This window comes from Chitinimonas viridis (assembly GCF_030409555.1).
Classification (GTDB): domain Bacteria; phylum Pseudomonadota; class Gammaproteobacteria; order Burkholderiales; family Chitinimonadaceae; genus Chitinimonas; species Chitinimonas viridis.
Window position 1 is genome coordinate 184,244 of sequence record NZ_JAUFPU010000018.1, and the last position, 13,683, is coordinate 197,926.

General features: G+C 58.0%; 10 protein-coding genes. 2 read left to right on the forward strand and 8 right to left on the reverse strand.

Annotated elements, in window-relative coordinates; translation table 11 throughout:
• Nucleotides 1-381: 381 nt before the first annotated feature.
• Nucleotides 382-1,098, reverse strand: coding sequence for an autoinducer binding domain-containing protein (locus QWZ03_RS14055; protein WP_290333299.1), 717 nt, complete (start codon nt 1,096-1,098; stop codon nt 382-384).
• A 491-nt stretch (nt 1,099-1,589) separates the two neighbouring features.
• Nucleotides 1,590-3,419: a S8 family peptidase gene (locus tag QWZ03_RS14060; RefSeq protein ID WP_290333300.1), complete on the reverse strand. Its 1,830-nt coding sequence runs from the start codon at nt 3,417-3,419 to the stop codon at nt 1,590-1,592.
• Between the two features lie 797 nt (nt 3,420-4,216).
• On the opposite strand from QWZ03_RS14060, the gene QWZ03_RS14065 reads away from it, so the two are divergent.
• Both QWZ03_RS14065 and rpoH read left to right on the forward strand, forming a co-directional pair.
• Complete coding sequence (locus QWZ03_RS14065; RefSeq protein WP_290333301.1) at nt 4,217-4,705, forward strand: MarR family transcriptional regulator; 489 nt, start codon at nt 4,217-4,219, stop codon at nt 4,703-4,705.
• Nucleotides 4,706-4,846: 141 nt separating this feature from the next.
• Nucleotides 4,847-5,689, forward strand: coding sequence for an RNA polymerase sigma factor RpoH (rpoH, locus tag QWZ03_RS14070; RefSeq protein WP_290333302.1), 843 nt, complete (start codon nt 4,847-4,849; stop codon nt 5,687-5,689).
• An 82-nt stretch (nt 5,690-5,771) separates the two neighbouring features.
• Here the strand turns inward: rpoH and QWZ03_RS14075 are convergent, their stop codons facing one another.
• The 6 genes from QWZ03_RS14075 to QWZ03_RS14100 all read right to left on the reverse strand — a co-directional run.
• Nucleotides 5,772-8,618 (reverse strand): FkbM family methyltransferase, encoded by a 2,847-nt coding sequence (locus tag QWZ03_RS14075; protein WP_290333303.1) that lies wholly within the window; start codon nt 8,616-8,618, stop codon nt 5,772-5,774.
• On the reverse strand, nt 8,615-10,666 hold the full coding sequence (locus QWZ03_RS14080) for an O-linked N-acetylglucosamine transferase, SPINDLY family protein (RefSeq protein ID WP_290333304.1): 2,052 nt from the start codon (nt 10,664-10,666) through the stop codon (nt 8,615-8,617). The genes QWZ03_RS14075 and QWZ03_RS14080 overlap by 4 nt, the downstream gene beginning before the upstream one ends.
• Nucleotides 10,667-10,732: 66 nt before the next feature.
• Nucleotides 10,733-11,644 (reverse strand): ABC transporter ATP-binding protein, encoded by a 912-nt coding sequence (locus tag QWZ03_RS14085; protein WP_290333305.1) that lies wholly within the window; start codon nt 11,642-11,644, stop codon nt 10,733-10,735.
• The gene (locus QWZ03_RS14090; protein ID WP_290333306.1) at nt 11,641-12,426 is read right to left on the reverse strand and encodes a hypothetical protein; all 786 of its coding nucleotides are present in this window, start codon (nt 12,424-12,426) and stop codon (nt 11,641-11,643) included. Before QWZ03_RS14090 ends, QWZ03_RS14085 begins: the two co-directional genes overlap by 4 nt.
• 50 nt (nt 12,427-12,476) lie before the next feature.
• A complete protein-coding gene (locus QWZ03_RS14095) occupies nt 12,477-13,325 on the reverse strand; it encodes an ABC transporter permease (protein ID WP_290333307.1) in 849 nt (282 codons plus the stop codon).
• 101 nt (nt 13,326-13,426) lie between these two features.
• Nucleotides 13,427-13,683: hypothetical protein (locus tag QWZ03_RS14100; protein WP_290333308.1), on the reverse strand; the 257-nt coding region annotated here is incomplete at its 5' end.

The window sequence follows — 13,683 nt, forward strand, 5'->3', positions numbered from 1 at the left end:
GCACAGCCGCGACACCTCATCGTTTCGCGCCCGCCTAAGTTCCCCATCGAACACGGCCAAACACCTTGAAGTAAGGCGTTTCAGCGGCTAGGCGCCTGACCGTCATCTTTTCGCAACATCACCGGCCGGTAAAAGCCCGCCACCATGCCCGGCGCATGGGTAGTCACAGGCCAAGCAAACGCTAGGGCGCCGGGGCGGCGCGCCTGATATGGGAGACCAGCCCCGCATCGGCCCTACGGCCGCCATGCAGACAGCGCGTGGACGGTCTCCAGAATGCAAAAAGCGGCGCAATGCGCCGCTCCAGGTACTTGCCATCCAAGGCCTGCCTTCAGAACCTGTTCACGATCTTTTCACCGGGTTGAAAAAGTCGTGAACAGACCATCAATTCAGAAAACCCAACATGGCCGCACGTACCACGGCCGCCGTCTTGTTCGACGCCCCCATCTTGGCCACTGCATTCTTGATGTGAAAATTAACCGTGTTCTCAGACAAAGCCAGTATCTCGGATATCTCACCGGCCGTTTTCCCGTCAGCCGTCCACTTCAGCACTTCCATCTCCCGCTGGGTCAGGTTTAGCTTGCCCCCGCCTATGCCCAACTTGGGCGACAGGATACGGGCCAATGCATTGTGCGAGGTCTGCACCAGCCAGCGCATCTTCAGCTCCTTGCTGTGTAGCTCCTTGGCGGTGATCACCCCCCTGGAGCGAGCCAAGGTCAGCATGCCACCCACGCCGTTGGCGGCACAGCTCGATTGCGCCCAGCCATGTCGCAGGCCGAATGACTGCGCCTCATCCCACAGATCGGTGGCCGAAGCGAATACCTGGTTGGACCAGACGATGGGCGTCTGCGAACTGCGCCCATGCTGCACTGTCGCATCCTTGCGCAGATAGCCCTGCTCCATATAGCGCTGCTGCCATGCCAGCGGATAGTTGTTCAGTATGACCATCTTGGGGTTAGACAGCGGTAAAGGCACTCTCAGGCCATAGGCGTAATACTCAAAGCCCAGGGCAATCGCAGCCAGTTCAATCTGTTTAAGCAAGGTTTTTTCACAATTCACCGACTCCTGGGCAGCCAACAGGTCCGCTTGCCAATTCTTCATCCATCCCTCCTGAGTGATTCCAACGGAACTCAACCACCCATCCACCAGCCTGCAAGCAGGCGAGTTGAACAGGCCGGGTAATACGTGCCCCGTTTCATGCCGCAGTTGTTGACACTGCTTGTTCTTGTAAATGTCCTGACTTCAATGTTTAAGCCTGTCACACGTCGCACCAGCCAATTATGCCTAGAGCATAAACAATACCACCGGCCCGCGTCACCCTCAGCCGCCGCAAGCGTAAGCACAGCGGCGACAGCTTGATATACAAAATATTACCCATCAGAATATGCTGATAACCTTGTCGGCAAGCCAGGGTGAGTACAGCGCCTATCCGCCTGCTTAGTGGGGCCAAGCCCGGCTGCAGGCACAGCCTGACGCGCAGGCATAAAAAAAAGGCGGGTGCCTTTCGGCATCCGCCCTCCTGCTAAAGCACTTATTACCAGTATGCTGCGCCGCAACAGCGGCCGCAGCTACTAGTAATCTTGCTAGCCGTCTTACCAGATCAACTTGAGACTGTACTTGCCAACTGGCGAGCTACTATAGCGCAGCACCTTCACATAACGCGCAGCGGTCACCCCACTGCTGTTGCTGCTACTGACCAGATCCGACTGGCCAGCCCCCTTCTCGCTCTTGCCCAGCAAGGTACCGCTGCTGTTGTAGACATAAAGATCGAAGTCAGCGGTACTGGCAGCCGGCACCAGTGTCGCCGCCAGCGTCTTGCCAGCCGGCAGATCGACGACAAACCAGTCCTGGTCGCTGGTACTGCCTATGGTGCCCTCAAAGGTGACAGGCGCCCCGACACGGTTGGCCGTACCCAGCGTATTGTTGGGCTCACGCTCGACTCCACTGGGCAGTGGCCTACCCAACACGGCCTCCATGGCGGCAGCGGCATCCAGCATGCCCGTACCACAGCTCACGCTACGGCCATCCAGCCGCAAGCAGGGTTTGACAAAGGCCCTTGCCGACGACTTCAGCAGGCTTTCCACCTGATCGGGCGTCAACGAAGGCTTGGCCGCAATCATCATGGCGGCCACGGCAGCCACATGCGGACTGGCCATGGAAGTACCCGAGTAGTCGCCATAGGTATCCGCACCCCGCACCGTTGTCCCGGTATTCAGGGTCGAGCGTATGCCCGCCCGGTACTCGCTCGGGTCATCCCGCCCACCGCCACCCGGCGCTGCGATATCGACACCATTACCATAATTGGAATAGGACGCCAGGCCACCATCCACCCGCAATGCCGCCACCGCCACCACGCCCTGGCAGTTGGCCGGGCTGGCAGTGCTGACATCCATGCCATCATTGCCTGCCGCCACGACCACCACCGCGCCATTGGCACGGGCCGTGTTGATAGCATCCTGTTCATACTGGCTGCACGCCCCAGTCCCACCCAGCGACAGATTGATCACCCTGGCCGGCGTGGTGTTCTGCGGCACATTGGGTATGCTGGCACCCGATGCCCACGCCATGCCGTCCGCGATATCCGAGGTATAGCCGCCACAACGGCCCAGCACCCGCACCGGCAGTATCCTTGCGTCATAGGCCAGGCCCACAATCCCCATGGCATTGTGGGCAGTTGCGGCAACAGTGCCGGCCACATGGGTACCATGCCAGCTCGATCCCGACGCCCGCTCACCCTGGCCACATTCATTGTCCACCACCGTCCAGTCGCCCGCGTCGATGGCGTCGCGGCTACGGCCAGCAGGCTTACGGCTGACTGCCGGGTCGCTGATCATGTCATAGCCACCACCACTGACCAGGTTGCGGGTCAGATCCGCATGGCGGGTATAACCGGTGTCCACCACGGCCACGGTCACACCCATGCCGGTAGACTGGCCCCAGGCCAGCAGCGCATTCACCCCCGCCACGCTATTGTGCAGATCCCACTGCTGCGACCAGTACTGGTCGTTCGGCAGTACATCCATATGGCGCTTCATCCTGTCGGGCTCGGCATACTCCACGCCCGCATCGCCCTTAGCGATATTCGCAGCCATGACCTCCACTTCGGCCAGGCTGTAGCGGCGATCAAGCTTGTAGATCTGCGCACCCTTGCTGCCCTCACGCAGCAAGGTAGCCGAGCTGCCAAAACCCGCTACGGCACGCTGCACCCGGCTTTGCCGCTGTGCCTGCACCGTGGCACGTGCACTGGCCGCACTCGGCCCGCTCAGCTGCGGTGCGGCAAGGCCGCTGTCACGATACTTCAGGATGATACGGTCAGTCCCATTACCTGCATCAGCGGCCAGGACAGCAGCACCAGATAGTGCCAAGCCTACCGCCAGAGTCACCTTGCTCAATGCTACGAAACGCTGTTTGTTCTTCTTCATTGCGTTGCTCCGTTGTTATCGGACTTGCATTTGCGCCGAGACGCCATCAGCGCAGGGAATAAACCACCGCCCACCGTCCTTGTGTAAAGCCAGCAGTCGTAGCGCCAGGGGATACCATGGCTGAAATACCGCAGTACGTGGCATGGGTCGCTAAGAGCCTGTCCGCCATACCATCGCGTCCTATGCACACCTGGCTGCACAGCCAGGCTATAGCACCAAATCCGCTATACTTATTATTTACTTAGCAACTAAGTTAGTTCCAAATCTAAATCAGCATTCCAATCATTGTCAACGCAGGAAAGGACAGCCCCCTCCCTCCCCAGTCGAAAATAAAAGCCATTTAAAATCAATGAATTAATAATATATTCAAGCTGGAAACTTGTCGTCATGCCTGGCAGGGGCTATCACTTCTGCTAGCAACAACGCTTTGAATGCCATCCAGAAAGAGACACCCTGTATAAGGTGCAGCCCGACGGAGGTGCCCAATAACCTCGATTGCTCATCGAGACCCAGCCCAAGTGCCATGTTTCGACGCAGCCTGTCTCCCCCAGAGATGGAGCGAGGCGACAAGCGACCTCCCGCAACCTCGATTTCCAGGCAAGCCCAGGTGCGAGTGAGAAATTTCCAAGCAGCATAGGGTTGATATGCCAGGAGAAGTTTTCTCATTGGCGCCGTATTGCGACGACAGCGAGGTTTCTGGACATTCCCGACAACCGCAACGCCGCATGAAGCAGAAGCAAGGCCGCAGGCGGCGCCCAGGGTCTATGCACAGCTTCAAACCCGTGGTGTGAATAAACATGAAGATACCGCCCCCTGACCCCGCCTATGGACGGCTTGATGAGCTGGCAAGCGCCTTCGCCAACTACGCCGCCATGCTGGATGCCGCACTGGCCGACGCCATAGGCCTGAGCGTGACCGATCACAAGGCGCTGGGGCTGATCGTGCAGCAGCCAGGCATGACCCAGCGCCAATTGGCCGACCAGACCCAACTGACCTCGGGCGCCATTACCGGCCTGATAGATAGGCTGGAGCACGCCGGTTTTGTACAACGCCAACCCCATCCGCAAGATCGCCGCAGCGTGGTGCTCATGCCGGTTGCCGACCGCATAGGCGCCATCAACCACCTCTACCAGCCGCTCTCCAGTGCCATACAGGCGCTGGATGCCAGCTATCCGGCTGCGCAGCAACGGCTCATACACCAGGCCTTGGGCAGCTTGTGCGATCTGCTGCAGCAACATACCCAAAGGCTGCGGCAAGACCCGCAGGTCAGGCCCAGCCTGCGTTGATCAGGTCACGCGGCCGTGCACTCACCGTGCAAAAAAATGCTTGCCCCGGCTGAACCTTCTAGGCTATTGGCACTCTCTGGTTGAGAGTGCTAATATCGTTTTGCGGTCAACCAACAGGCCGCAACAAGGAGCAAGACCAAGATGACCACCATGACCCTACCGGCCATTGCCTCAGGCGACAGCCTGGATCGCTACATCCAGCAAATCAACGCCATTCCGCTGCTCAGCCAGGACGAAGAAGTCTCCCTGGCCACGCGGCTGCATGAGCACAATGATCTTGATGCCGCCGGTAAACTGGTGATGTCGCACCTGCGCGTGGTGGTCTCCATCGCCCGAGGCTACGCCGGCTACGGCCTGCCCCAGGCCGACCTGATCCAGGAAGGCAATATCGGCCTGATGAAGGCGGTCAAGCGCTTCGAACCCAGCCGTGGCGTGCGCCTGTTCTCCTTCGCGGTGCACTGGATACGCGCCGAGATCCATGAATACATCCTGCGCAACTGGCGCTTGGTCCGCATCGCCACCACCAAGGCCCAGCGCAAGCTGTTCTTCAATCTGCGCAGCATGAAATCCAGCCTGGCCTCGCTCAGCCATACCGAAGCCAAGCAGATCGCCGACGACCTGGGGGTCAAACCCGAGGAAGTGCTGGAGATGGAAACCCGCATGAGCGGCCAGGATGTTGCCCTGGTAGCCGATGACGGTGACGAGGACAGCTACGCCCCCATAGACTGGCTGGCCGACAACGACAACGAACCGGTTGCCGTACTAGAGCGCCGCGCCACCGATAGGCTGCAAGGCGAAGGCCTGCAATCCGCACTGGAAGGCCTGGACGCCCGCAGCCGCCGCATCGTCGAAGCCCGCTGGCTGGCCGATGACAGCGGCGCCACCCTGCACGAACTGGCCGATGAATTCGGCGTCTCGGCCGAGCGCATCCGGCAGATCGAAGTCAAGGCACTACAGAAGATGAAGACGGTCCTGGCAAGCTAGATGCCAGTGACAAGCTGATCCCAGACAAGAAAATGGCTTCCCCAGGGAAGCCATTTTTTTCATACCGCCAAACGCTCGAACATTACAACTGCTCGAGCAGCCTCAAATAAGCCTGTTCGGCGCCAACGGGCAAGCCCCCCCGCTTTTCCAGCAGATACACGCAGCGCAATGCCAGGTCGTAGCTGCCGTAGCAATGGTGGGCAATAATGGCCAGATGCTTGAGCTGCTCATCCGTCATGCCGGCATCGCGCGTGATGTCACGGACATAGACGATATCCGCCTCCAGCAATTGATTCAGCGGCTCCGTCGGATTGTCATTCAAGACACAGGGCGCTATGGGCCATTGCTTTACTGCTGCAAAGCAATGCGGAATAAAGCCCTGCTTGCGCAGTTCCATATCGACCATCCCCATCGCGGGCTGCCCTTCATAAAGGGTCACAAACGATACTTCAGCCTGTATGGCTACTGCGTTCGACAACTTTTGCTGGCCCGACTGAAACACCATCAGCTCGGCACCCTGCACATCTATCTTCAGGTAATCAATCTGCTCAACCTCGGCCAGGTCATCCAGGCGATGGGTCTGCAGCTCAACCCGCTCAAGCACTTCTGCCAGTGGCTGCAAGACCTTGAACAGCGCCAGCGTAGCCTGATCCGGCTCAAACAGGCTAGTCATGCCCGAGGCCTTGCAGATGCGCAGCGTCGCCGTCTGGCCATCACCTACCGCATAGGGTAAATAACGTTCCAGCGGACCCTTCATGGCATTCAGGCGGGCCAAGGCATCCTGCTGTGGCTCAAAGCCCGTGACATGACAAAGCGCCTCCGCCAGCAGAGGTCGATACGGCGGCTCACCATCGATGGGATTGGCGCCTATATCAACCACCTCAATCGGTCTTGCTGGCTTCAGCAGACCAACCAGGCTATTGGCCCGCCAAACCGGCTCGGCACCCTCAGCGCCAACGACTGTGTGCTGCATGGATAAATCTCCTCCCTGGCTGGAAACGGTCGGCGGCAACACCGCTTCCGGATTCAGCGAAATCATGGCTGGTGGCAGGCCATCTACCAAGCGTTGATACATGGCGTGATATAGGCTTTCCAGGTGGCGGGTGAACCGCGCAGTATCAAACAAAGCGCATACACTACGCTGTACCGCCAGCTTGCGGCGCAGTGCCTGCAAACGCTCGGCATCCTGCGCAAGCGCAGCAGCCAGCGCCACATACTCGTCCAGCGATGCCGTGACCAGCTCTGGGCAATCAACCGCATGCAACAAGCTCGCGCCTACCCGTCCAGCAAAGGTGGTGCCCAGCACCGTCACCATAGGCACCCCCGCCCACAGTGCATCTGCCCCGGTAGTGTGCGAATTATATGGCATGGTATCCAGCGCCAGATCCGCCAACCTAAGCCTGGAAAGGTGATGATGCGGCGCCATCTTGCTGGCAAAAACCAAGCGCTCCGCACTCACACCTGCCGCCACAGCCTCCCTGCGCAGGTTCTGCATGCTTTCGTCGCTTGTTTCAAGCAACCACAACACGCTGTTGGGCACATTCCTCAGCAACTCACACCAGGCAGAAAATACCGGCGGGGTGATTTTGTAGTGTTGATTGAACGAACAAAAAACAAAAGCGCTGTCAGGCAACCCTACTTCATCACGGGTGATTTCTGGCCCAAACTCGCGCGTATTGTCGTTGGGTTGATAACAGTGAGGCATCAGCGCCAACTGTTCGGCATACCAAGGTGCATCAACCACCGGCGTCACCAGCGAGTCGCCAATAAGGTAATCAGCCAAACGAGCGTCGCCCAAGGTGCCTGGGTAGCCCAACCAGGTTACCTGTATCGGGGCTGGGCGGCGGGCCAGGATATCCAACCTTGCCCCCCAGGTCCATCCCTTGAGATCGATCAGGATATCAATCTGATCCGCCGCAATCAGCGCGGCAGCCTCCTGATCGGACAGCTCACCAATTTCACGGAAAACATCGAATGCCGCCACCATGCGCTGCCTAAGCAAGCTGCCATCATCCATACTGTGGCTGTAGGCATAAATCTCGAAACCGTCACGGTCGTGCGCCTCCATGACCCCAGCAATCAACACGCTGGTGGCATGCAGCTGGAAATCCGATGAAAGATAGCCCAGTCTCAGCTTTCCTCGCCGCGCTGCATTGGCAACATCCGGCTTGCACATCGGTGCAGCGCCCTGCGCCGTCAGATTCTCTGCTGCGTAGCGTTTTGCAAGGGTATGCGACAGGCTAGGTGAAATACCCGGGATAGCCTGGCAATTAAACGGCGCAACCAAGCTGGCGGGGCCGGCCTCCAGTTGTGCCCACAAGGATGACAGCTTGCCGTCCAAGCCCGCCCAATCACATTGCATCATTTTGCAATGAATCAATGACGACAGGGTCAACGGAAAAAAACGATCAGCCTCGTCCATCACAGCCATGGCCTCGTCGTAGCATACGACTGCCTCAGCGTGACGCCCCAACTTCAGCATCGAAAACCCCAGGCCGCGCAGCGCCATCGCATTGCTCGGATCAAGGGCAAGACAGCGCGCAAACGCAACCACAGCCTCTTCCATCCGGGACAGCCCACTGAGCGCCACAGCCAACGCCAGATGGCCTTTTGCAAACGTCGGCGCAGCCTCGACCATGCGCTCCGCCAAGTGCAACGCTTCCATCAAGCACCCCAGCTCGCCTAAGTTCAGCGCCAGATCGGCTTGTATCTGTAGGTCATCGACTAAGTGCTTTGACGCCTCGAGAAAAGCAGCCACAGCGTCGTCGCTTCTGCCCAAGTGCCGCAGCAACTGACCAAGGCGCCAATGCAAAGCGCCATCGCTTGGCGCCAGCGCCAGCGCCAGCGCCAGCGATTGGCGCAGCGTATGCTCATCATGCTCAATCATGGCCACATCACCCACTGATACATCACGTTGTTTTATGTTCACGACCGACCGCCGTCCAACGTGATCAAGGCAGGTGGAAGTCCTGCTCGATAGCGCTCATGCATGCACTCGTATAGTGATTCCAGATCGCGAGTGAATCGCGGTGTATCAAACAAGGGGAAACCATTCCTACCATCAAGTAAATGCGCTCTTAGCGCGGCCAGACGTGGCCTATCGCTCGCCAGTGCCTGGGCCAGCAAAACGTAGTCATCGATGGAATGGGTAACCAGTTCTTCCAGCTCTACCGCCCTTAGCAAGCTGGCAGCAACCCGGCTTGCAAAGGTTTCGCCAAGGACGGTTATCAAGGGCACCCCTGCACGCAAGGCATCGCTGCCGGTGGTGTGCGAGTTATAGGGCATGGTGTCTAGCGCGATATCTGCCAGTGCCAGGCGAGCCAGATGCTGTGCCGGCGGCAGCTTGGGCGCAAATATCAATCTGCTCTCATCCAGGCCATGCTGGGCCAATATGGACAACAGGTTGTGCTTGGCGGTTTCTTCGAAATTCAGCAGCCACAGCACACTATTGGGTACACCCACCAGGATGCGGCACCAGGCAGCAAACACATCCGGTGCAATCTTGTAGCTCTGATTGAATGAGCAGAAAACAACTGCCTGCTCCGGTAGGCCCGCCTCCGCTCGCGTCATGGCGGGCGCCACATCACGCCGCTGATCGTTCGGCTGATAGCAATGCGGCATCAGGGCCAGCGATTCAGCGTAGCAAGCCGCATGCTCCATTGGCGTCACAACAGCATCGCCAATCACATAATCAGCCAGGCGGGCATCCCCTATCGTCCCAGGAAAACCCAGCCATGTAACCTGGATCGGTGCAGGACGATAGGCCAGCACTGCCAGACGCTCGTCCGCAGTCCACCCCTTCAGATCAATCAGGATATCAAGCTTATCCCTTCGCATCACATCGGCGATAGCCAGATCGGACAGCGTCTGTACGTCATGAAAATGGTCGAAAGCAGCACGCACTCGGTGCCGCATGGCGCTACCGTCATCCAGCCCATAAGAGTAGGCAAATAATTCGAAGCGCGATTTGTCATGTGCCTCCAGCACCCCCACCAACAACAAGCTGGTGGCATGCTCATGAAAATCAGCAGAATAGTAGCCTATACGCAGCCTATCTGGCCTGGTCTGCGGCAAGTCGGCCGCAGGTTCCTCATTGAGCGTCGAAGACAACAATCCTTCGAGACGCTTGTCAACAAAGCGACGGGTAGCCTGAAACTGTAATTCGGCAGTAAACCCCGGCATGGATAGCGCTGGAAACGGTGGTAATGAGCCAATTGACCGTGCCTCGACACGGGCCTTCAGAACAGCGATGTCATCCATCAGGGTCCGCCAGTCACAGACCATGAGATGGTTGAAAATCAGCATCCCTCGTAAGGTATCAGCCAGATCATGATCATCCGGCACCAGCGGCAACGCATCTTCGTAACAAACGACCGCATCGGCATAGCGCCCCAGGCTATGCAGTACATGAGCCAACTGCGTCAGTGCGCCCACATCTGTCGTATCCAGCGTAAGCGACCGGGCCAAAGCAGCCACCGCAGCCTCCAGCTTGCGCTGAACCCCAAGGCAAGTCCCCAGGGTACGGTGTGCAACTGCCGAGCCAGGTGCAAACGAGACAGCCTGATGCGCTGCCTGCTCTGCTGCTTGGAAATGCCCACCCAGCCTGAGCGCTTCGGCCAGATTGATATAGGTATCCGCATCTGCCTTAGCTAAGCGGATTGCATGCTGAAATGATTGGACTGCCAACTCGTGCTGGCCGAGGCGGCTCAAACTGATACCGAGATTGTTGTGCAATTCGGCATCGCGTGGTGCCAATGCCACGGCCCTACGCAAGATAGGCTCGGCCAGATGGCACTTGCCCAGAGCAAGGTACGCCGACGAAAGTGCCTTGAGTCCAAAGGGCTGCTCCGGATACTTCTCCAAAAAAGCCAGCGAGGCCACTTCCAGTTGTACAAAGTCACCCGCATTGAATACTGTGAGCAGGCGGCCAATATCCCTATCCAGATGCTTATTGGGTTTGCGCGGGATTTGAAGCATGAGAAACCTTTTCAAGCAGGATGAAAGCGGCCGGGCATAGGGCCGTATAGAGTCGGCTGAGGCGACCTAGTTGCTACGATCAAGATCGCTGACGAATTTAAGGAATGCCCGCTCCAGGGACAAAGCAGGCTTGATCTCGATCACCGTATGCCCGGCCGCCCGTGCTGCATCCAGCAAAGGCCAAAGCTGGCTGGCCGGCACCTGTGCAGACCATCGGTCAGCCACATCGGCCTGCATACCCACAACCGGCGCGATCCCCACGGTACGAACACTCAGCACTTCGTCACCACCACCAAGGTCTGATGGCCGTTGAACTGTATGCAAGCGCCCCTTGTGGATAAGGCCAAACCGATCAGCCAATCGCTCCACATCATGTAATACATGAGACGAGAAAAACACCGTACCACCGCCTTGACGATACTCCACTAGAATATCGACCACATCCCTGCGCCCCAAGGGGTCCAATCCAGACAGCGGTTCATCCAGTATCAATAAGCGAGGACGGCAGGCCATGGCATGGGCCAATGCCGTGCGTTGCACCATGCCCTTGGAGAAGCTTCGGGTACGCTTGTGGGCAACGGCAGCAATACTGAACCGCTCCAGCCACTGCATGCAGTGCCGGTCCAACTCGGCGCCATCAAGTGCAATACCCTGCGCGACGACACCCATGCGCAGTATTTCCAGCGGTGTCAGATAGTCATACAGCCAGGGATTTTCAGGCACATAGCCTAAGCCGCGCCGGCTGCGAAAGTCCGCCACATCGACACCAAATAACCGTGCTGCGCCGCCATCCTGGCGCAGTGCGCCAGTCAGTATCTTGATGGCCGTGCTCTTCCCTGCTCCGTTCTGCCCCACAAAGCCAAAGGCCTCCCCCTCAACCACGGAGAACGAAACCTCATCGAGCGCCCGGAATCGTGGCTTGAAGCCCTGCTTGAACGTCTTGACGACACGATCGAGTTCTATTGCCTTCTCGCTCACTGCCCACCCCTCGCTTTTTTTGCAACCGCCAAGGGGTTGCCCTGTTGGTCCAGCACGATTTCCGCACCCAGCGGATCAACCGGCATACCCGCGAGATAGCCCCGCGCAACCATTGCCTCCAGAGTAGGCACCCCACCCCGCTCAGACTGCCATTTTGCAACAGCCATTCGTAGTTGCTTTAGCAGATCAACACGGGCAATACGCTTCTCCAGATAAGCCCGAAACGCCTTATCACGCGTCTGGGTTGCCATGATACGCAATAGACGGCTCGCCTCATCCAAATCACCCTGCGTTACCCATCGCGATGCAATTGCCTCAAGTGAAGTACGCGTATCCGCATCCGGCATACGAGCAGCCGCCAGTTGTAAGGTCTTGGCGGCACCGACCGGGTCTTGTAAAAAATGTAACTGATTGAATCCATACAAAAAAGCCGGCAAAGCATCCGTTGGCCTACCCAGCTGGGTATTTGCCAGGATGGTTTGCGTTGCCTCCACCTGATCATTCCAAGGCAAGACTGCCGCAGCCACGTAGTAATTGTCCTCATGGCCAGGATTGAAATAGGAGGCATCACGCTGCAAATTAGCGAGCACCACATAAGTCGATGGCTGAAGTTGGTGGGTACCCACCATAAAGGCACGAAAAACCGCAAAATTCGCCGCCAAGTAGCGATCACCAGCCGCAGATACCAATTGCGCCGAGCGCGGCAGATAGACCTGCATTTCGTCCTGCACACGATGGCGCGGCTGCTGGTGCAAGGCATCGGTCACCAGCAGATGCAGCATCAACAGACCCAGCGCTGCCACTATCCAGATCGATCGATATAGCCACCGCATCAGGCAAAGGTCCTCCGGTTGAATGCCGCCACCGCGATACCCAGCAGCATACCCGTGTATACCAGCGCGGCAAGGGCAGCCAAGGCCACCGCCTCCCATTCTGGCGCGACGCCATAAAGGGGCCAGGTACGTAAATCCAGGCGGTCAAGATCAGGCAGAAACCATCTGACCATATTGATGATGGGGCTGTAACGCGCCGCGAACTCAGGATCACCATCAGCCCCCCTAGCCAGAAAATCGATCACCGGCCCCAGCGCGCGAGCACCAATGGCAAAACCAAATCCCAAGGTCAGGGGTAGTAGGGCACTGGTAGCAAAGCTGGCCAGGCAGAAAGCGAACGCCGTCACCAAGGCAATATCGAGCAAGATCATGGCCAAGCTGGCCACATAAGGCCAGCCTATCAAAGTCGAATGAATTTGCTGATAGTCACCGCCCGCCAAACGGACGATCAGAGCCAACGTCACACCCAGCAAAATAGTTGCCGCAGTAGCAAGTGCCATCACCCCCAGATAGCGTCCCAGCAGGTAGCTGGCACGGGGGGCTGGGTAGGCCAAGACAAAGAAAACCGTCCGACGATCTATTTCCTTGCTCACCAACTCCTGCACCCACATCAGACTGAGCAGGGTCAAACCTATTCTTATCCCCGACAAACCCACATCCAAGGCTACGGCCTGCGGCTGCCGCGCAGAGAACGAGGCCGCAAGCCAAGCACAAAGTAGCAACATAATGCCCAACGCAAATACAGCGTGGAAGCTGCGCCCTCTGACACCTGAACGCCATGTGGCAAGGATATGACTACTGGTTAGCATCATGCCGGAACGTCCTACTAAGTAGTATTCGCCAATCACACAATCCCTGGGCTAGGAAGAAGTATCCCGCTCTACCCAGAAAATGCACAACGGGGTGCAAGCACCCCGTCATTAGCACACCTGTGAAATCGGATTCCCGATTAGCAACCGGTGTTTGCCACAGCTGCGTCGCCCGTGCACTTACCGGCGCCGCCGGTACAACCGGTGCCCTTGGCTTCTACCGCACCACCTTCACTGCTGCCGCCAAACTTGGTCTTACCCTTCTTGGACACGGAGCATACTGCAACCTGGGAAGCATCATCCAGGATGTTGACCACAGTATTGGCCGAGCACTTGATCTGGAAGCTGTTCTTCACGAACAAGGAACCATCAGTCGCACCAGAGACCGAGTTGCTCG